Here is a 20000-nt window from a genome sequence, read left to right as displayed (position 1 = left end):
GAGCTACCATGCCCAAGAAAATCCGCACCGAGGCAGATCGCATTGCCACTCCCGCCCCCACGCCGCTGGCGGGTTACAGCATCCCCAAGTCCGGTGGCGGCCAGAAGGTCAGCCTGGAACGCGGCACCGCGACCCGCAGCAAGAAGAACCCCGGCAAGCGCCCCAAGAAGGGCGGTTGAAGGCGCGCGGAGGCACTGCTTCCGCCCCTTTCCCCTTCTCTCGTTCGCTTCCCTGAAAAACGCGCCCGCCGGGCGCGTTTTTCTTTGTCCGGCGCAGACGCGACCTACCCCGCGGTAGAAGTCGCCGACGCGACGCGACTGCGGGCAAACCTCAGTCGACCCGCCGCAGACCCATCCCCACAATGCCTCGCTGGACCGCCGCACCTTTCCGTGCGGTGTTGGCTCTTCCCCGGGGATCGATGTGGAACTCTTCTTCCAGCAATTGCTGAACGGCCTCACGGTCGGCGGCGTGTACAGCCTGGTCGCGCTCGGCCTCACGCTGGTCTACGGCATCCTGCACGTGCCGAACTTCGCGCACGGCGCCTTCTACATGGCCGGGGCCTTCGCGGGCTACTACTTCATGACGAAGCTGGGCCTGAACTACTGGGTGGCCATGGCGGGCGCTGCGGCGGTGGTGGCGGTCATCGCGATGCTGGCCGACCGGTTGGTGTTTCACCCGCTGCGCAACGCACCCGAGCTCCACGACATGATCGCCGCCATCGGCATCCTGCTGTTCATCGAGGCCGGCGCACAGGCGATGTTCGGGGCCGACTTCCACCGCATGCCCACGCCCTACGGCCAGATCGTCGAGGTCTTCGGCCTCACGGCACCGCTGCAGCGTCTCTTGATCATCGTCGGCGCCTTCTCGCTGATGGTGGTGCTGCACCTCTTCCTCACGCGCACCGTCACCGGCTCGACCATCGTCGCGATGGCGCAGGACCCCAAGGGCGCCGCGCTCGTGGGCATCGACGCCACGCGCGTGAAGCTGCTGGTGTTCGCGATCTCCGGCGCGCTCGCGGCCATCGCGGCCGTGCTCTACGCGCCCATCAACCTGGTCTACCCGGCGATGGGGCACCTGGTCATCACCAAGGCCTTCGTCATCATCATCCTGGGCGGCATGGGCAGCTTCCCGGGCGCCATCGTCGGCGGGCTGATCATCGGCCTGGCCGAGAGTTTTGGCGGCTTTTACTTCTCGACCGACTACAAGGACATCATCGCCTTCGTGCTGCTGGTGGTGATCCTGTCGTTCCGTCCGCAGGGCCTGTTCACGCCGAAGGGAGCCCGCGCATGAAGCTGCTCGAAGGCAAGACCGGCTGGGCGCTGCTGGCCGCGATCGCGCTGGTGTTCCCGCTGTTCGCGCAGAACAACTACCTGATCTCGGTCGCGACGCAGACCTTCATCATGGCGATCGCCGCGCTGGGCCTGAACCTGATCACCGGCTACACCGGCCAGTTCAACCTGGCGCACGGCGCCTTCATGGCGGTGGGCGCGTACACGGTGGGTATCCTGACGGTCGACCATCAGGTGCCGTTCTGGATCGCCTTTCTGCTGGCGGGCTGCGTGACCGCGTTGCTGGGCTACTTCGTCGGCCTGCTGTCGCTGCGCCTGAAGGGCCACTACTTCTCGATCTTCACGCTGTGCGTGAGCTACATCATGTTCCTGCTCATCGAAAAGTGGGAAAGCCTCACGCACGGGCCGGTGGGCATCATGGGCATCCCCGCGCCGACCGGCATCGGGCCGCTGCAGTTCGGCACACCGCTGTCGCAGTACTACCTGGTGCTGGCCTTCCTGGTGCTGGGCATCTGGATCATGGCGCGCATCGTGCGCTCGCTGCTCGGGCGCAGCTTCATGGCGGTGCGCAACAGCGACCTGCTGGCCGAGGCGCTGGGCGTCGACCTGATGCGCACCAAGACGCTGTCCTTCGTGCTGTCGGTCACCTACGCGGGCTTCGCCGGTGCGCTGTACGCGGGTCAGGTGCGCTTCCTGGGGCCGGATCTGGCGAGCGAGGTCGTCACCTTCGACCTGGTGATGTTCATCCTGGTCGGCGGCGTCGGCACGCTGCTGGGGCCGCTGGTCGGCACCGTGCTGGTCACCTACCTCACGCAGAGCCTGCAGTTCCTGCAGGACTACCGCATGGTGGTGTTCGGCCCGGTGCTGATCGCGCTGATCATCTTCCTGCCCGACGGGCTGGTGGGCACCTGGCTCAAGCGGCGTGCGCGGCGCGCCGATGCACGGGCATCGGCGCAGTCCGCGGCGACGCCACCGGTCGCGGCCGCTTCGGAGGGCCGCTCCCATGCTTGAGATCACCGACCTCACCAAGCAGTTCTTCGGCCTCACCGCGGTCGACCACATCACCACCCGCTTCGAGCGCGGCCAGGTGAGCGCGATCATCGGGCCCAACGGCGCGGGCAAGACCACCTTCTTCAACCTGGTGGCTGGCACGCACCCGCCGACCTCGGGGCGCATCGTGTTCAACGGGCAGGACGTCACCGGCATGCGGCCCGACCACGTGGCGCGGCTGGGCATCGCGCGCACCTTTCAGACCACCAACCTGTTCGACAACGCGACGGTGCTCGACAACCTGATCGTCGGCCACCGTCTGCGCACGCACTCGGGCCTGTGGGACGTGCTGATCAATTCGCGCCGGCTGCAGAGCGAAGAGCGCCTGTGCCGCGAGAAGGCGCGCGAGGCGCTCGACTTCGTCGGCCTGTCGCACGTGGCCAACCGCATCGCAGCGGACATCACGCAGGAAGAGCGCAAGCGCGTCGCTTTCGCGCTGGCGCTGGCCACCGACCCCGAGCTGCTGCTGCTCGACGAGCCCGCCGGCGGCGTGAACCCGGAAGAGACGGTCGGCCTGGCCGCGCTCATCCGCAAGCTGGTCGACCACGGCAAGACCGTGTGCCTGATCGAACACAAGATGGACATGATCATGCGGCTGGCCGACAAGATCGTGGTGCTGAACAACGGCGCGAAGATCGCCGAGGGCACGCCCGCGGAAGTGCGGCGCGACCCGCATGTCATCGAGGCCTACCTGGGCACGGACCATGGAGTCGCGCATGCTGCGGTTTGAAAACGTCGACCTGCACTACGGCAGCTTCCGCGCGCTCGAGGGCGTCACGCTCCATGCCGACGCGGGCGAGCTGGTGGTGCTGCTGGGCGCCAACGGCGCAGGCAAGACCTCGATCTTCATGGCGGCCAGCGGCATCGAGAAGCCGAGCCGCGGCAGCATCCGCTTCGACAAGCAGGAGCTGGTCGGCATGCGCCCCGCGCAGATCGTGCAGTCGGGCCTGGTGCATTGCCCCGAGGGCCGCAAGCTCTTCCCGCTGATGTCGGTGCGCAAGAACCTGGAGCTGGGCGCCTACGTGCACCGCAGCGACAAGGCCGGCATCCAGCGCTCGATCGACGAGGTGTTCAGTCTGTTCCCCATCCTCGAGGCGAAGCAGCACGACGCCGCCGGCTCGCTCTCGGGCGGCCAGCAGCAGATGGTGGCGATCGGCCGCGCGATGGTGGGCCGGCCCAAGGTGCTGCTGCTCGACGAACCCTCGCTCGGCCTCGCGCCGCTGGTGGTCAAGCAGGTGTTCGAGGTGATCCAGCGCATCCACCGCGCCGGCACCACGGTGCTGCTGGCCGAACAGAACGCCTACTCCGCGCTCGCCATCGCCGACCGCGCCTACGTGATCGAACGCGGCCGCATCGCGCTGGAAGGCGACCGCGATTCCCTGCTCAACAACGAGGCCGTCAGAGCCGCGTACATCGGCGCCTGACGCCCATTCAGCCGTTCATTCCACCCCGACCTCCGGAGACAAACCCATGAAGATCGCTTTCGAAACCCGCCGCCGATTCACCGGTGCGCCGCTCGCCCTCGCCCTGCTGGCCGCCTTCGGCACCAGCGCCGCCTCGGCCCAGGATGCCGTGAAGATCGGCTTCACCGGCCCGCTCTCGGGCGGCGCCGCGCTCTACGGCAAGAACGTGGTCAACGGCATCGAGATGGCCATCAAGGAGATCAATGCGGCCGGGCTCGAGGTCGGCGGCAAGAAGGTCAAGCTCGAGCTGGTGTCGCTCGACGACAAGTACGCGCCGGCCGAGGCCGCCATCAACGCGCGCCGGCTGGTGCAGCAGTACCAGACGCCGGCCGTCTTCGTGCCGCACTCCGGTGGCATCTACGCGATGCAGGCCTTCAACGAGCAGGAGAAGTTCATCGTGATGGCGTACTCGAGCACGCCGAAGATCACCGAGACCGGCAACAAGCTGACCATCCGCATCCCGCCGACCTTCGCCGGCTACATCGAGCCCTTCACGCGCTACGAGATGGGCAAGTTCGGCAAGAAGGTCGGCATGCTGCCCGGCGACCACGAGTACGCGAAGAACTGGAGCGCGCTGTTCGAGCCCGCCTGGAAGAAAGCCGGCGGCACGGTGGTGTCGAACAACCCGATGTCGTACAACCGCTCGGCCGACTTCTACAGCGGCGTGAGCCGCGTGCTGGCCGAGAAGCCCGACGTGCTCTTCGTCGGTGGCCCGTCGGAGCCGACCGCGCTGGTGGTCAAGCAGGCGCGCGAGCTCGGCTTCAAGGGCGGCTTCCTGATCATGGACCAGGCCAAGTTCGACGAGATGGCCAAGGTCACGGGCGGGCTGGCGATGCTCGATGGCTCGATCGGCGTGCTGCCGGTGTCGGACGACGTGCGCGTGGGTGCCAAGTCCTTCGCCGCCGCCTACCGCAAGGCCTATGGCGAGGACAAGGCGCCGACCACCGAGTCCTCGTACAACTACACGCTGACGCACGCGCTCGCCAGCGCGATGAAGATGGCCGGCACCACCACCGACGCCACCGCCATCCGCGCCAGGATCGGCGACGCCTTGAGCAAGCTGCCCAAGGAATTGAATGCCGGCGATTTCCGCGGTGTCGACGCCGCGGGCGGCACGCTGCTCGACCCGCCGGTCGCCACCGTCGAGGGCGGGAAGATCAAGCCGGTGATCCTGAGCGATCTGCTGAAGTAACGGGGTTCGCGCTCAGGCGGTGAGGAAGGGCGTGACGTTGCGCATCGCACGCGCGACGTAGTCGTCCTTCTCGCCGACGGGCGCAACGTAGTGGATCGCGCTGCGGGCCTCGTCCACGCCCGCCAGGCGTGCGATGACCCAGGCCGCCAGGTACTGCGACGCCAGGCAGCCGCCCGCGGTCGCCACGTGGCCCCTGGCCACGAAGGGCTGGTTCAGCACACCGACACCGGCGGCCTCGACCCAGGGCCTGGTCGTCAGATCGGTGCAGGCCGGCAGGCCGTCGAGCAGCCCCAGCGTCGCCAGCACGAGCGTGCCGGAGCATTGCGCGCCCAGCAGTTGCCGGGCTGGGTCGAGCTGCAGCTGCGCCATCAAGGCCGCATCGGCGACGACCTCCCGCGTCAGCGCGCCACTGCCGACGATGACGGCATCGGCCTCGCCCGCCTCGCGCAGCGAGGCCTGCGCCTCGAGCACCACGCCGTTCATCGAGCGGACCCGTGCCGTGGGGCTGGCGATCGAGACGCGCCAGCCGGGCGTCTTCACGCGGTTCAGGATGCCGAGCGCGATCAGCGAATCGAGTTCGTTGAAGCCGTCGAAGGTCAGGATGGCGATGTGCATGCCGCACGATCGTAGAGAGGTCGATCAATACAATCAAAAAATTGTCATGAATACAATCCGTCATGGCTCTGGCTCGCTACAAACAATGGGTCGACGCGCTCGCCGCTGACATCCGATCGGGCCGCCTCCCGCCGGGCACGCGCCTGCCCACCCATCGCGCGCTCGCCGCGCAGCACGGCCTGGCGCTCGTCACCGCGACGCGCGTCTACGCCGAGCTCGAAGCGATGGGGCTGGTCAGCGGCGAGACCGGGCGCGGCACCTTCGTGCGCGAGAGCGCGCTCTCGCCCGGCCAGGGCATCGACCAGCACGCCACGGCGGCGGGCCTGGTGGACCTGGTGGACCTGAACTTCAACTACCCCGCGCTGCCGGGCCAGGCCGAACTGCTGCGCGAGGGCCTGCGCCAGCTCGCGGCAGGTGGCGACCTGGAAGCCCTGTTGCGCTACCAGCCGCACGGCGGCCGCCCGCACGAACGCGCGAGCGTGGCCCGCCACCTCGCGGACCGCGGCCTGACGGTCCCTGCCGATCAGGTGCTGATCGTCAACGGTGCCCAGCAGGGCCTGGCCATCACCGTGATGGCATTGCTGAAACCGGGCGACGTGGTCGCGACCGATGCGCTGACTTATCCCGGCTTCAAGGTGCTGGCAGAGGCGCATCGCCTGGAGCTGGCACCGATTCCAGCGGCCGGGCAGGGCCCCGACCTGGACGCGCTGGAGCGCCTGTGCAGCCGCCGACGCGTGCGCGCCATCTACGCGATGCCCACGCTGCACAACCCGCTCGGCTGGGTGATGAGCGCGAGCCGCCGGCGGCGGCTGGTGGCGATCGCGCACCGGCACGGCCTGCTGATCATCGAAGACGCGGCCTATGCCTTCCTCGCCGAGAACCCGCCCCCGCCGCTGGCGGTGCTGGCGCCCGAATCGACGGTCTACGTCTCGGGCCTGTCCAAGAGCGTCGCGACCGGCCTGCGCGTCGGCTTCGTCGCGGCACCGAGCGACCGGGTGCCGGCGCTCGAACGCGCGATCCGGGCGACCACCTGGAACACGCCCGGCGTGATGACCGCCATCGCCTGCGGCTGGATCGACGACGGCACCGTCACGCGCCTCGAGGCGCAGAAGCGGCAGGACGCCGCGGCGCGGCAGACGATCGCCGCCGAGGTGTTCGCCGGGCTGCGAAGCGTGCGCCATCCGGCGTCGTACTTCGTCTGGCTCCCGCTGGCGGAAGAGCGGCGCGCCGACCAGCTGGCCGCGGCCCTCATGCGCGACGGGATCTCCGTGTCGACGGCCGAGCCCTTCGCGAGCTCCGCGCAGGTGCCGCATGCCCTGCGACTGGCGCTGGGGTCGGTCAGCCTCGACGCGCTGCGCAGCGCCTTGGAAACGGTGCGGCGCGCGATCGATGCGCAGCCTTGGTGACCCGTCCGACGCATCAGCCCGCGCCGTCCACCACAGATCACTTCTTGCGTTGCGCCGCCACCATCTCCGGCGTGACCCGCCCCGCCTTGTTGCCGAACTGCGCCATGACGTAGTTGGACAGGGCGGCGACTTCGGTGTCGGTGTAGGCCTTGCCGAAGGCCGGCATGTACACGTGGTGCTCCCCCACATGCATGTTCACGCCCTGCAGGATCATCTGCGTGACGTTCGCGCCCTCGGGGTCGTTCACGCCGCGCGTACCGAGCAGCGCCGCGTACGGCGTCTGCTGCCCCTTGCCGTTCCACTGGTGGCAGCTGGCGCACGCCGCCGCGAACAGCTTCAAGCCCATCTCGTGGCCTTCGGCCGTGTTAGCGGCCGGCGCCGCGGCGCTGGCCGTCACGGCCCACGGCGCCTTTGGGTCGATGTCGATCGGTGATTGGCCTTGGCGGGCCGGCACGCTGCGCAGGTAGGTGACCAGTGCCGCCACGTCTTCCGCCTTCAGGTGCTGCAGGCTGTGCTCGACGGCTTCACCCATCGGTCCGCCGGCCGAGCCGCGTCCGTCGGCATGGCCGGTCGACAGGTAGCTGGCGAGTTGCGCATCGCTCCACGCACCGACGCCCGCCTTCGGGTCCGAGGTGATGTTGTAGGCGCGCCAGCCCTGCAGTTCTGCGCCGGCCAGGTCGTTGCCCTTGTCCATCGCGAAGGCCAGGTTGCGCGGCGTGTGGCATTCGGCGCAATGCCCCAGCGCGGTCGCCAGGTAGGCGCCCTTGTTCCATTCGGCTGGCTTGGCCGCGTCGGCCACGAAGCGCTCGCTCTTGAAGAAGGCCGCGTTCCAGAAGCCCATGGCCCAGCGCTGGTTGAACGGAAAGCTCAGGTCGGCGGGCTGGTTCGGCTGGCTCACCGTCGGCAGGCTGAAGAGGTAGGCCTTGATCGCCAGCACGTCGCTGCGGCTCAACTGCGTGTACGAGGTGTACGGGAACGCCGGGTACAGCCGCTGGCCGTCGCTGCGCACGCCGTCGTGCACCGCGCGCACGAACTGGTCGTCGGTCCATCGGCCGATGCCGGTGTCCGGGTCGGCCGTGATGTTGGACGAATAGATCGTGCCGAAGGGCAGCTTGAAGGGCACGCCGCCCGCAAAAGGCTGCCCCTTGCCACCGGCGACCGTGTGGCAGGCGATGCAGTCCGCCGCCTTCGTGAGGTACTCGCCGCGCACCAGCACCGCCGCATCGGCCGGCGCGCCGGCCAGCACCGGGGCCTGGCCCGGCGACGTGTCGGAGCGGGTCAGGAAGACGTAGAGCGCAGCGCCTGCGACCAGCAGCGCCACGATCACCATCGAAAGCCGCTTCATGCTGCGCTCCCTTCGGCACGCATGTCGCTTGTGCGGGCATCGGCGACCTTCTTCTTGAGTGCCGCCTTGTCCTGCACCAGCAGGGCGCGGTTCACCGGCAGCGCCCGCAGACGAACGCCCGTGGCGGCGAAGATGGCGTTGGCCAGTGCCGGTGCGGCGATGGCCGTGCCGACCTCGCCGAGCCCGCCGGGCGCTTCGCCGCTCTTGACGGTATGGACCTCGACGGGCGGCGTCTCGTTGATCCGCAAGCTCCGGTAGTCATGGAAGTTGCTCTGCTGGATCGCGCCGTTCTCGATCGTGATCTCGTTGAAGAGCGCCGCACTCAGCCCGAACAGCAGCCCGCCCTGCACCTGCGCTTCGACCGAGCCCAGGTTGATGGCGATGCCGCAGTCGAGCGCCACCACGGCGCGCCGCAGCCGCACCTCGCCCTGGGGCGTGACCTCGACTTCGATCATGGCGCAGACCCGGCTGCCGAACGGGTCGCCCAGCGCCACACCGCGGCCCACGCGTGCCGGCAGCGTGCCCTGGCCCCAGCCCATCTTGCTGGCCGCCAGGTCGAGCACCGCCAGCGTGCGCGGGTTCTTCTGCAGCATGGCGCGCCGGTAGGCCACCGGGTCCTGCTTGGCGCGCTGCGCCAGTTCATCGATGAAGCTCTCGAGCACGAAGAGGTTGTGCGTCGGCCCCACGCCGCGCCACCAGCCCACATCCAGGCCCGGCGGCATGTCGTGGCGCACCCATTCGACCTTCAGGTTCGGAAAGTCGTAGGCCGGCTCGGCAACGCATTCGATCAGGTCGCCGTCCATGCCGTCCTTGCCCATGAACGCCGGCGCCCAGCGGCCCAGCACGGTGCCGCCGCTGATGCGATCACCGAACCAGACGAGCTTGCCGTTCGCGTCCACCACGGCGGAGATGTTGTCGTGGTACATCGGGCGCACGACGTCGTGGCGGATGTCTTCCTCGCGGGTCCAGACCACCTTGAGCGGATACGGCACCTGCTTGGCGAAGGCCACGGCCTGTTCCACCGAGTCGGTCTCCAGCCGCCGGCCGAAGCCGCCGCCCAGGTACTGGTTGTGCAGCACGACCTTGGCCGCGGGCAGGCCGGTGATCTTGGCAGCGACGGCCACGCAGCGCGCGGGCACCTGCGTGCCGACCCAGATCTCGCACTGATCGGGCTTCACATGCACCGTCGTGTTCAACGGCTCCATCGGGGCATGCGCCAGCATGGGCAGCTGGTAGGTCGCCTCGACCACCGTGCCCTCCGGCCGTTGGCCGACCTCGCGGCCGACGATGGCCTTGCCCTTGGCCAGGCTGTCGGCCAGCGCGTCGCGCAGCTTTTGGGTGGTGAGGCCGGCGTTCGCACCCGGCGTCCACTGGATCTTCAGCGCATCGAGCCCCTGCTTGGCGGCCCAGAAGTGCTCGCCGACCACGGCCACCGCGTTCGCGATGCGCAGCACGTCGATGACGCCGGGCACCGCGCGCGCCGCCTTGTCGTCGACCGACGCCAGCATGCCGCCGAGCGTCGGGCAGGCCTGCACCGTCGCGACCTTCATGCCGGGCAGCCGGATGTCGATGCCGAACTGCGACGTGCCATTCACCTTGTCGGGCGAATCGACGCGCCGCAAGGGCTTGCCGATGACGGTGAAGTCCTTCGGGTCCTTGAGCGCGACCTTGCCCGGCATCGGCAGCCTGGCCGCGTTCGCCGCCAGGGCGCCGAAGCCCAGCTGCCGACCCGAGGGTGCATGGCTCACCACGCCGCGGGCGACGGTGCAGCTCGCCGGGTCCACCTTCCATTGCGCGGCGGCGGCCGCCACCAGCAGCGTGCGCGCCACCGCGCCCGCTTCGCGCAGCACGCCGTAGGTGCTGCGGGTGCTGGTCGACCCACCGGTGATCTGGCCGCCCAGCAGCGGCATGCCATAGAGCGCTTCGTCGGGCGGCGAATGCTCCACGCGCACCTGGTCGAGTTCCACGCCCAGCTCTTCGGCGATCATCATCGCCGAGCCGGTGTAGATGCCCTGCCCCATCTCGGCCATGGGCATGACCAGGCGCACGCCGCCGTCGGCGTCCACGCGGATGAAGGCATTGGGCGCAAAGGGCGGGTTGCCGTCAGCCAGCGCGGCGGCGGCGTCGCCGGGCTGCTGCCGGGCGTTGATCGCCGCCACGGCCTTGCCGGCGCCGCCGAGCCAGGTGAAGGCGATGGCCAGGCCGCCGGCCTGAAGCAGGGTCCGTCGATCGACGGTGGCGGGCGCTTTCACGATGCGCTCCTGGCCGCCGGCATGGAAACGATCGACTGCAGCACCTCGGGCTTGCCCGTGGCCGCCTGCTTGATGGCCGCGCGGATGCGCACGTAGGTCGCGCAGCGGCAGACGTTGCCCGCCATGGCGAGGTCGATGTCGGCATCGCTCGGGTTCGGCACGCGCTTGAGCAGTGCCGCCGCCGACATGATCTGGCCCGACTGGCAGTAGCCGCATTGCACCACGTCGACGTCGAGCCAGGCCTTCTGCACCTGTTGGCCGCTGGCCGTCTGGGCCACGCCCTCGATGGTGGTGATGGGCTTCGTGCCGACCGCGCCGACCGGCAGCACGCACGAGCGGACCGGCTGCCCGTCGAGGTGCACCGTGCAGGCGCCGCACTGCGCGATGCCGCAGCCGAACTTGGTGCCGGTCAGGCCCACGACGTCGCGCAAGACCCAGAGCAGAGGCATGTCCTGGGGAACGTTCACGGCATGGGGCTTGCCGTTGATGTTGAGATCGATCATGGGATTCCTCGTGTCGTGGGCGCGGTCGGGTGATGCGCCCACTTGTATTTATGGTGCCCTTGCAGTCTCGCCTCTTTTTCACGCGCTGGTGCACGACGCCCGAGAGAGCCGCAGAACGTCCATCGGACGATGCGCGCCTGCCTCGTCGGAGGCAGCGCAAAGCTGGTAGAAGACGCCGACGGTGGGTCAGCCCAGGCCGCCCATCACCGTCACCACCAGCCACACGTTCGCAACGCTGATCACGCCGAACAGCGACCAGGCCACCGTCTTCAACGCGATGCCGTTGGCGTAATCGCCCATCAGCGCGCGGTCGCTGGTGAAGCGCACCAGCGGCCAGATCGCGAAGGGCAGCTGGAAGCTCAGCACCACCTGGCTCGCCACCAGCATCTTGCCGATGGCGCCGTCGCCGAGCCACCAGACGCCGACGAAGGCGGGTACCAGCGCCAGCGCACGGGTGATCAGGCGGCGCTGCCAGCACGGGATCTTCAAATCGAGGAAGCCTTCCATGATGATCTGGCCGGCGATGGTGCCGGTGAAGGTCGAGCTCTGGCCCGAGGCGAGCAGCGCGATGCCGAAGAGCGTGGCGGCAAGCGCGCTGCCGACCAGCGGCTCGATCAGGTGGTAAGCGTCCTCGATGTCCGCGACCTCGCGGTGGCCGTTCGCGTTGAACGCGCTGGCGGCCAGCACCATGATGGCCGCGTTGACCAGCAGCGCCAGCGACAGCGACACCACCGCGTCGAGCGTGCAGAAGCGCACCGCCTCGCGCCGTGCGGCATCTGTCTTGGCCACCAGCCGCGTCTGCACGATGGACGAGTGCAGGTACAGGTTGTGCGGCATCACGGTCGCGCCGACGATGCCGATCGCCAGGTACAGCGCGCCGGGATGCTGCAGCCGCTCCAGGCTGGGCGCGAAGCCCATCGCGACGCCGAACCAGTTGGGCTGCGACATCGCCAGTTCGACGGCAAAGCAGCCGGCGATGGTCGTCACCAGGCCCAGAACAATGGCTTCGACGCGGCGGAAGCCCGCGCCCTGCAGGCCCAGCACCAGCAGCGTGTCGAAGGCGGTGATCGCGATGCCGACCGGGATCGACACACCGAAGAGCAGATGCAGCGCCAGTGCGCTGCCCAGCACCTCGGCCAGGTCGCAGGCCACGATGGCGAGTTCCGCGCCCAGCCACAGGAAGCGGTTGACGGCGGGCGAATAGCGCTCGCGGCAGGCGCGCGCCAGGTCCTTCTGCGCCACCAGGCCGAGCCGCACGCACAGCGTCTGCAGCAGCATCGCCGCCAGGCTGGCGAGCAGTACGACGAAGAGCAGGCCGTAGCCGAAGCGGGAGCCCGCCTCGATGTCAGTGGCCCAGTTGCCCGGGTCCATGTAGCCGACCGACACCAGCAGGCCGGGGCCGGCGTAGCGCCAGAGCTTCTTGTGGAAGGGCAGCCCGGCGTCGACGGCGACGCTGCCTTTGACTTCGGAAGGGCAGAAGGGCGCGGTGGCGGTGCGTGGCAGCGAAAACATGGCGCCCGATGATAGGTGCGCGCGGCGGCAAAGGAGGCGCGGCGTCCTACGCGGAGGCCATCGGGGCTTGCCTACTTTCAATGCTGCTCAAGCTGAACAGCCCCTGAACCGCCGTCCATTTCCAAAGAACCCCACCATGGCCAAAACCCCTCGCGCTCCGTCTCGATCGCCCGTCGATCCCGTCACCACCCACACCGCCAAGGCCGCCGCCCGCAACACCGACAGCGGCCCCGCGCACCCGGCACCGCCGGGCGCCGCGCCGGGCGACCTGCCCGCGCAGAAAGCCGCCGACACGCAGGCGCTCGCTGCCGCGATGCCGGCCAACACCAACAAGCCGCTGGAACATGGCGAAGCCAATGCGCTGAAGGCACCGCAGGGCCTGACGGCCACGCCGCCCTCGCGCCTGCCGGGCGGCAGCACGCTGTCGGAATCCAATGCTTCTGAGAAGACCGGCACCGTGGCCGCCGAAGGCGTGAATGCCACCATCGACACGCTCAACCGCGTGCGCGTCGATTCGAGCGGCCAGCGCCTCACGACCAACCAGGGCGTGCCCGTCGCCGACAACCAGAACTCGCTGAAGGCCGGCGCCCGTGGGCCGGTGTTGCTGGAAGACTTCATCCTGCGCGAGAAGATCACGCACTTCGACCACGAGCGCATTCCCGAGCGCATCGTGCATGCACGGGGTTCGGGCGCGCATGGCTTCTTCGAGGCCTACGAACCGCTCACGAAATACACCAAGGCCGCACCGTTCCAGGAAGCCGGCAAGATCACGCCGGTGTTCGTGCGCTTCTCGACCGTGGCGGGCGAGCGCGGCTCCAAGGACACGGCGCGCGACGTGCGCGGCTTCGCCGTCAAGTTCTACACCGACGAAGGCAACTGGGACCTGGTGGGCAACAACATGCCGGTCTTCTTCATTCAGGACGCGATCAAGTTCCCAGACCTGATCCACGCCGTCAAGCCCGAACCGCACCATGGCATGCCGCAGGCGGCCTCGGCGCACGACACCTTCTGGGACTTCGCCTCGCTGATGCCCGAGTCGACCCACATGCTGCTGTGGCAGATGAGCGACCGCGCCATCCCGCGCAGCTACCGGATGATGCAGGGCTTCGGCGTGCACAGCTTCCGGCTGGTGAACGAGGCGGGCGAGTCGGTCTTCGTCAAGTTCCACTGGCAACCCAAGCTGGGCACCCATTCGCTGGTGTGGGACGAGGCGGTGAAGATCTCCGGCGCCGACCCGGACTACCACCGCCGCGACCTGTGGGAAGCCATCGATGCGGGCGAGTACCCCGAATGGGAACTGGGCCTGCAGATCTTCACCGAGGAGCAGGCCGAGAGCTTCAGCTTCGACATCCTCGACGCGACCAAGATCGTGCCGGAAGAACTGGTGCCGGTGCAGATCGTCGGGCGCATGGTGCTCAACCGCAACCCCGACAACTTCTTTGCCGAGACCGAGCAGGTCGCGTTCTGCACCGCGCACGTGGTGCCGGGCATCGACTTCTCGAACGACCCGCTGCTGGCCGGCCGCATCCATTCGTACGTCGACACGCAGATCAGCCGCCTGGGCGGCCCGAACTTCCACGAACTGCCGATCAACGCCCCGGTCGCACCGGTGCACAACAACCAGCGCGACGGCATGCACCGGCAGGCGATCAACCGCGGTCGTGTGGCCTACGAACCGAATTCGCTGGCCGGTGGCTGCCCGTTCCAGGCCGGTGCCGCGCAGGGCTTCACCAGCGTGGCGCGCCGCATCGACGCGCAAGCCTCGAGCGACAAGGTGCGCGCCAAGCCGGAGAAGTTCGCCGACCACTACACGCAGGCCAAGCTTTTTTTCGCGAGCCAGACGCCGGTGGAGCAGGCCCACATCGTGGCCGCCTTCCGCTTCGAGCTGTCGAAGGTCACCGTGCCGGCGGTGCGCCAGCGCATGGTCGCGGGTCTGCTGAACGTGTCGCAGGACCTTGCCGCCAAGGTGGCCGACGGTCTCGGCATGGAGCTGCCCGCGCCGCTGCCGCTGGCCCTCGAAACGCCCGTGACGCCCGAGGTCGACACCTCGCCGGCGCTGTCGCTGATGGCGCGCACCGGTGACGGTGGCATCCGCTCGCGCAAGATCGCGCTGCTGGTCGCCGACGGCGTGGATGGCGCATCGCTCGCCACCTTGCAGGCCGCCCTGCTCGATGCCGGCGCCGTGCCCCGCATGGTCGCGGCCAAGCTCGGCACCGTGACATCGGCCGACGGCCAGAAGCTCGAACCCGATGCGACGATGGAGAACAGTCCCGGCTTCCTGTTCGACGCGCTGGTGCTGCCCGATGGCCAGGCCGCAGCCGAAGCCCTGGCGGCGGTGGGCCACACGATGGACTTCATCAAGGATCAGTATCGCCACTGCAAGACCCTCCTCGCGCTCGGTGCCTCACAGGCGCTGCTGGGCGAAGCGGGCATCCCGCTGACGCTGCCCGACGGCGCCGCCGACCCCGGCCTGATCCTGGCGGACGGTGCGGACATTGCCGGTGCCACGGTCGACTTCATCGCGGCTGTCGGCATGCACCGCCACACGGCACGCGACACCGACCCGCCGCGCGTCTGAGCGATCGACGCGGCGGTGCGGCGGTTTTCCGTCGCGCCGCTGGCGTCCGACCGCAGCTGTAGGCATTGGCGGTCACGCAGGCGCCATGCCGACGTGGCACCCTGGGCCTCATTCCCATCTTTGTGAAAAGCACCGAATGAAGCTCCAGGCCAACTGCACCATGACCGTCAAGGCGGCGGAGGATTGCCCCGTGATCGCCATGCTCCGGCCGCGCAGCGGCATGGCGCAGTGGATGATCAGCGAGCGGTACGAACTCTCGCCCTGGGTGCGCACCACCGAGTACGTCGACAGCTACGGCAACCTGTGCCAGCGCCTGACCATCCCGCAGGGCGAGATGCGCATCGAGGTCGAGATGGTGATGGAGACCGAAGAACACATCCGCGTGACGCCCGGCGCGCCGGCCACGCCCATCGCGTCACTGCCCGACGATGCGCTGCTGTACCTGCTGCAAAGCCGCTACTGCCCGTCCGACAAGATGGAGGCGAAGGCGCGCGAGATTGTCGGCGATGCGCTGCCAGGCTATGACCAGGTCGAGGCCATTCGCGCCTGGATCCACCAGAACATCGAATACCGCTACGGCGTGAGCGACGCCACCACCGACGCGCTCGACACGCTGGGGCACGGCGCTGGCGTGTGCCGCGACTTCTCGCACATCGGCGTGTCGCTGACGCGCGCGTTGAAGATCCCGGCGCGCGTCGTGGTCGGCTACCTGCACGAACTCGACCCGATGGACATGCACGCCTGGTTCGAAGCCTTCGTCGATGGACGCTGGTACACCTTCGACGCGACGCAGAGCACGCCGCGCGGCGGCCGCATCGTGGTGGCGTACGGCCGCGACGCCGCCGACGTGGCCTTCGTGTCGAACTACGGCCCGCTCGAGATGGGCGAGATGCATGTGGCGGTCAAGCAACTCGACACGGCACGCTGACGACGACGGTTCCGGCAGCGGGGGCGTCGGCCTGTACCGGCCCGTCGACGCGACCTCGGCTCACACCGCCCGCAGACGGAAACGTCTAGGGTCGGGCCATGAGAAAAGAAGAACAAGAACGACCGAGCGGGACCCTCGGCGCCGCCTCGACGCCCTCCACCCAGCAGCTCGCCGCCCTGGCGGACGCATTGGCCGGCATCGCCCGCCAGCATGGATTTGCCCGCAATGCGGTGCACGCGATGTGGGAGTCGCTGCGCCGCGGGCAGGGCCACATGGCGCACTTCGACCATGCGGAATTCGGTGGCAACGGCCAGTGGCTGCGCGGCGGGATGATCGTGGTCGGCGACATCTTCAACGACGCCCTCGCGCTGCGCGTGGGCGCCCTGTGCGACGAACTCTCGCAGCTGTTGGCCGCCCATCCGGAATGGGCGGCGGAGCCGCCCCGGCGGCTGTCGGTGCACTGGTGGCCCGCCGGTCTGTCTACCCCCGCGAGTAGCGGCGCGCAGAACGGCATCCGCTATGCCTGGTTCCCCGAGCAGCGCCGCCTGGCCGTCGAGCGCGACGGCGAGGTCACGCTCTACGACACCGACGACCACCGCATCGGCGGCGTGGCGCAGCAGCAGGGCGGCGCCGGCCCCTTGTGCTTCTCGAGCCAGCACGGGCCGATCGACCTGGCCACGCTGCGGCGCGTCGAGAACCCGGACTGAACGCTCACGGCATGGGCGCATCCCACGCCGGCGTGCCCGCCAGCGTGTCGGCCAGGAAGTCCACCATCACGCGCACCTTGGCGCTCAGGTGGCGGCGGCTGGCGTAGATGGCCTGGATGTCGATGTCGGGCATGCGAAAGCCCGGCAGCACCTCGACCAGACGGCCGGCGCGCACGTCCTCGCCGATCAGGAAGCTGGGCTGCCAGATCACGCCGGCGCCGGCCAGCGCGGCCGCCCGTGCGGTGTCGCCGTTGTTGGCGCGCATGGCCCATCGCACCTTCACCGAATGCGGGGTGCCGGCCGCGTCGACGAACTGCCATTCGTCGGCGGTGGCACCGTAGGTGTAGCCCAGGCACACATGCCGCGCGAGGTCGGCCGGCACCTGCGGCATGCCGTGCGCAGCCAGGTAGGTCGGTGAGGCACAGACGATGTTGCGCGAACGGCTCAGCCGGCGGGCGATGTGGCTGGTGGAGCCGCTGCGCGAGATGCGGATCGCCAGGTCGTAGCCCTCTTCCACGATGTCGACGATGCGGTCGATCAGCACGACGTCCAGTTCGACCTCCGGGTACTTCGCCATGAAGCGCGGCCACAGCGGCGCGAGCACCAGGATGCCGAAGCTCAGCGGCGCGTTGATGCGCAGCCGCCCGCGCGGCTTGAGCGACGCCGTGCTGGCCAGCGCCTCGGTCTCGGCCACCTCTTCGAGGATCGATTTCGCCCGCTCGTAGAGCGTCTCGCCGCCCTCCGTGAGCGACAGCCGGCGCGAGCTGCGGTTGAGCAGGCGCGTGCCCAGGTGCGCCTCCAGGTCGTTGACGTAGCGCGTCACGTTGGCCGGCGAGGTGTCGAGCGCATCGGCCGCCTTGGTGAAGCTGCCGCGCGCCACCACGGTGACGAAGACTTCGAAGGCTCTCAATCGGTCCATGGCCGCTCCAATCATTCACAAAAGCTGAATGAGTAGAGCAGTTTTGGGGCCTTCTTGAAAGCGAAGCTGAATCCTAAATTCACCCCATCGCTTCACCACCCATCGAAAGGACTTTCACCATGACCACCGACACCCTTCCCACCCGCCGCGCCCTGATCGCCGGCGCCGCCGGCCTCGGCGCCGCGCTGACCCTCGGCGGCACGGCGCACGCCGCGCCGGCTGCCGACGCTGTCACGGGCTTCCGATCGCGCAGCGCCGAGGTCAACGGCACGCGCATCCACTACCGCATCGGCGGCAGCGGTCCGGCCGTCGTGCTGCTGCACGGCTATGCCGAAACCGGCCACATGTGGAACCCGCTGATGCCGCTGCTGGCCAAGACCCACACCGTGATCGTTCCCGACCTGCGTGGCGCCGGCGACTCGGCCAAGCCCGAGACCGGCTACGAGAAGAAGAACATGGCCGTCGACATCCACGAACTGGTGAAGTCGCTCGGCATCGCCAAGGCCAGCATCGTCGGCCACGACATCGGCCTGATGGTGGCCTACGCGTACGCCGCGCAGTTCCCGGCCGAGACCGAGCGCGTGGTGCTCATGGACGCCTTCCTCCCCGGCATCGGCCCATGGCAGAACGTCTGGCTGCTGCGCGACCTGTGGCACTTCCACTTCCACGGCACCACGCCGCTGGCGCTGGTGAAGGGTCGCGAACGCACCTACTTCGAACACTTCTGGAACGACTTCGCGGCCGACCCGAAGCACTCGGTGCCCGAAGCCGACCGCCGCCTCTACGCCAAGGCCTATGCACAACCGGGCGGCATGCGCGCCGGCTTCGAGTACTTCAAGGCCTTCGAGCGCGACGCGGCGGACTTCGCCGAACTGGGCAAGACGCCGCTGCCCATGCCGATGCTGGTGCTCTCCGGCGAGAAGGCCGGCGGCAGCTTCCTGATCGACCAGGGCAAGCTGGTGGCGACGAACGTCGAAGGCGTGATCGTCAAGGGCTCGGGCCACTGGCTGATGGAAGAAGCGCCCGAGCAGGTGATCCCGGCGCTGGTCAAGTTCCTCGGCTGAGCTTCGCCGCCTTGCGCTGGCGCTTCTGCCAGCGCGTGGCCGCCGAACTCGCGGCCGCTGCCACCACCAGCAGCAACACCTGGCGCACCAGGGCGGCCGACCGCTCGTGCATGTGGCGTTCGATGTCGCGCTGCATGGCGGTCGTCCGGGCGAGCCGCGCCTGCGAGGCGCGCGGTCGCGTGCCGGCCTGCGCTACCGCGCCGGCAGCGATGGCGGCCGGCGCGGCGTCGGTGCCCGCCTCGGCCGCCGCTGCCGTGGCCTGCGTGCTCGCGACAGCCTTGGCGCCGGCGACCGAGCCGTGCTCGTCGGCATACACCTTGGTGAATTCGGCCCCCAGCAAGAAGACCTGCGCGGCGTAATAGACCCAGGCCAGCAGCACCACCAGCGAGCCCGCCGCGGCGAAAGTCTCGGCCACGCCGCTCTTGCCGAGGTACAGGCCGATCAGCGTCTTGCCGATCTCGAAGAGCACGGCCGTGACCACCGCGCCGACCCACACGTCGCGCCAGGCGATGCTGGCGGTCGGCATCAGCTTGTAGATCATCGCGAAGAGCACGGTGGTGATGCCTACCGAGATTGCGGTGTTCAATGCCAGCAGCAGGATTTCCGATCCCGGCAGAAGCCCGCCGGCCCAGCCACCGAAAGCCGCCACCGCCGCGCTGACGAGCAACGACACCATCAGCAGGAAGACCAGGCCCAGGATGAGCCCGAAGGACAGCACGCGCGCCCGCAGCACCGCCCACACGCCGCTGGGCTTCTCGGCCGCAGGCACGTGCCAGATGCGGTCGAGCGAGCTCTGCAGCTCGGCGAAGACAGTGGTCGCGCCGACCAGCAGCACGACGATGCTGATGCCGCCGGCCACCAGCCCCTTGCCGGGCTCGTTGGCGCTCTGGATCATGCCCTGCACCGCGAGCGCGCCGTCGCGGCCGATCAGCCCCTGCAGCTGCGAAACGATTTCGCCCTGCACCGCCTCGCGCCCGAAGATCGCGCCTGCGATGGCGATCACGATCACCAGCAGTGGCGCCAGCGAGAACACGGTGTAGTACGAAATCGACGCGCCCATGCTGGGCGCGAAGTCGTCGATCCAGGCGTTGACGGCCTTCCGACAAAGGTTGACGAGTTGGGAAGGCTTCATGGGGCGACCATCGCGAGGGAATGACGCCCACTGTGAATGCCCGGA

Annotated in this window: 18 protein-coding genes; 11 read left to right on the top strand and 7 right to left on the bottom strand. The window is 68.9% G+C overall.

Annotated elements, in window-relative coordinates; translation table 11 throughout:
- Positions 1 to 8 precede the first annotated feature (8 nt).
- The 6 genes from ACSFA2_RS09540 (at position 9) to ACSFA2_RS09515 (ending at position 4994) form a co-directional block, all read left to right on the top strand.
- Positions 9 to 179, top strand: coding sequence for a hypothetical protein (locus ACSFA2_RS09540; protein ID WP_435455090.1), 171 nt, complete (start codon positions 9 to 11; stop codon positions 177 to 179).
- Positions 180 to 420: 241 nt separating this feature from the next.
- On the top strand, positions 421 to 1290 hold the full coding sequence (locus tag ACSFA2_RS09535) for a branched-chain amino acid ABC transporter permease (protein ID WP_435455089.1): 870 nt from the start codon (positions 421 to 423) through the stop codon (positions 1288 to 1290).
- Positions 1287 to 2300 (top strand): branched-chain amino acid ABC transporter permease, encoded by a 1014-nt coding sequence (locus tag ACSFA2_RS09530; RefSeq protein ID WP_435455088.1) that lies wholly within the window; start codon positions 1287 to 1289, stop codon positions 2298 to 2300. Before ACSFA2_RS09535 ends, ACSFA2_RS09530 begins: the two co-directional genes overlap by 4 nt.
- Positions 2293 to 3069, top strand: a complete 777-nt coding sequence (locus ACSFA2_RS09525; RefSeq protein ID WP_435455087.1) for an ABC transporter ATP-binding protein — start codon at positions 2293 to 2295, stop codon at positions 3067 to 3069. Before ACSFA2_RS09530 ends, ACSFA2_RS09525 begins: the two co-directional genes overlap by 8 nt.
- Entirely contained in the window at positions 3056 to 3763 is a 708-nt protein-coding gene (locus tag ACSFA2_RS09520; protein ID WP_435455086.1) for an ABC transporter ATP-binding protein, read from the top strand. Before ACSFA2_RS09525 ends, ACSFA2_RS09520 begins: the two co-directional genes overlap by 14 nt.
- A gap of 46 nt (positions 3764 to 3809) precedes the next feature.
- Positions 3810 to 4994 (top strand): ABC transporter substrate-binding protein, encoded by a 1185-nt coding sequence (locus ACSFA2_RS09515; protein ID WP_435455085.1) that lies wholly within the window; start codon positions 3810 to 3812, stop codon positions 4992 to 4994.
- Between the two features lie 12 nt (positions 4995 to 5006).
- Here the strand turns inward: ACSFA2_RS09515 and ACSFA2_RS09510 are convergent, their stop codons facing one another.
- A complete protein-coding gene (locus ACSFA2_RS09510) occupies positions 5007 to 5609 on the bottom strand; it encodes a DJ-1/PfpI family protein (protein WP_435455084.1) in 603 nt (200 codons plus the stop codon).
- A gap of 62 nt (positions 5610 to 5671) precedes the next feature.
- On the opposite strand from ACSFA2_RS09510, the gene ACSFA2_RS09505 reads away from it, so the two are divergent.
- Positions 5672 to 7015, top strand: a complete 1344-nt coding sequence (locus ACSFA2_RS09505; protein ID WP_435455083.1) for an aminotransferase-like domain-containing protein — start codon at positions 5672 to 5674, stop codon at positions 7013 to 7015.
- 37 nt (positions 7016 to 7052) lie between these two features.
- On the opposite strand, the gene ACSFA2_RS09500 is transcribed toward ACSFA2_RS09505, so the two are convergent.
- The 4 genes from ACSFA2_RS09500 to ACSFA2_RS09485 all read right to left on the bottom strand — a co-directional run bounded on the left by ACSFA2_RS09500 (position 7053) and on the right by ACSFA2_RS09485 (position 12627).
- Positions 7053 to 8360, bottom strand: coding sequence for a c-type cytochrome (locus ACSFA2_RS09500; protein WP_435455082.1), 1308 nt, complete (start codon positions 8358 to 8360; stop codon positions 7053 to 7055).
- Entirely contained in the window at positions 8357 to 10612 is a 2256-nt protein-coding gene (locus ACSFA2_RS09495) for a xanthine dehydrogenase family protein molybdopterin-binding subunit (RefSeq protein ID WP_435455081.1), read from the bottom strand. The genes ACSFA2_RS09500 and ACSFA2_RS09495 overlap by 4 nt, the downstream gene beginning before the upstream one ends.
- A complete protein-coding gene (locus ACSFA2_RS09490; RefSeq protein ID WP_435455080.1) occupies positions 10609 to 11115 on the bottom strand; it encodes a (2Fe-2S)-binding protein in 507 nt (168 codons plus the stop codon). The genes ACSFA2_RS09495 and ACSFA2_RS09490 overlap by 4 nt, the downstream gene beginning before the upstream one ends.
- 186 nt (positions 11116 to 11301) lie before the next feature.
- Entirely contained in the window at positions 11302 to 12627 is a 1326-nt protein-coding gene (locus ACSFA2_RS09485) for an Nramp family divalent metal transporter (protein WP_435455079.1), read from the bottom strand.
- Positions 12628 to 12763: 136 nt separating this feature from the next.
- Here ACSFA2_RS09485 and ACSFA2_RS09480 point away from each other — a divergent pair, with 136 nt between their 5' ends.
- From ACSFA2_RS09480 to ACSFA2_RS09470, 3 genes are all read left to right on the top strand, one after another.
- Positions 12764 to 15205, top strand: a complete 2442-nt coding sequence (locus ACSFA2_RS09480) for a catalase (protein ID WP_435455078.1) — start codon at positions 12764 to 12766, stop codon at positions 15203 to 15205.
- Between the two features lie 136 nt (positions 15206 to 15341).
- Positions 15342 to 16133 carry a transglutaminase-like domain-containing protein gene (locus ACSFA2_RS09475; protein ID WP_435455077.1) on the top strand — a complete coding sequence of 264 codons (792 nt, stop codon included), beginning with the start codon at positions 15342 to 15344 and terminating at the stop codon, positions 16131 to 16133.
- A gap of 98 nt (positions 16134 to 16231) precedes the next feature.
- Positions 16232 to 16840, top strand: a complete 609-nt coding sequence (locus ACSFA2_RS09470; protein ID WP_435455076.1) for a hypothetical protein — start codon at positions 16232 to 16234, stop codon at positions 16838 to 16840.
- Between the two features lie 4 nt (positions 16841 to 16844).
- Here ACSFA2_RS09470 and ACSFA2_RS09465 read toward each other — a convergent pair whose 3' ends face one another.
- Positions 16845 to 17759 (bottom strand): LysR family transcriptional regulator, encoded by a 915-nt coding sequence (locus ACSFA2_RS09465; protein WP_435455075.1) that lies wholly within the window; start codon positions 17757 to 17759, stop codon positions 16845 to 16847.
- A 119-nt stretch (positions 17760 to 17878) separates the two neighbouring features.
- On the opposite strand from ACSFA2_RS09465, the gene ACSFA2_RS09460 reads away from it, so the two are divergent.
- Positions 17879 to 18823, top strand: coding sequence for an alpha/beta fold hydrolase (locus ACSFA2_RS09460; RefSeq protein WP_435455074.1), 945 nt, complete (start codon positions 17879 to 17881; stop codon positions 18821 to 18823).
- Here the strand turns inward: ACSFA2_RS09460 and ACSFA2_RS09455 are convergent.
- Entirely contained in the window at positions 18807 to 19955 is a 1149-nt protein-coding gene (locus ACSFA2_RS09455) for a YihY/virulence factor BrkB family protein (RefSeq protein WP_435455073.1), read from the bottom strand. The genes ACSFA2_RS09460 and ACSFA2_RS09455 overlap by 17 nt on opposite strands.
- Positions 19956 to 20000: the final 45 nt, after the last annotated feature.

This window comes from Variovorax cryoconiti, from assembly GCF_051216395.1.
Taxonomy (GTDB): domain Bacteria; phylum Pseudomonadota; class Gammaproteobacteria; order Burkholderiales; family Burkholderiaceae_C; genus Variovorax.
The sequence above is the reverse complement of the archived record's forward strand: the minus strand, read 5'-3'. Positions and strand labels throughout refer to the sequence as shown.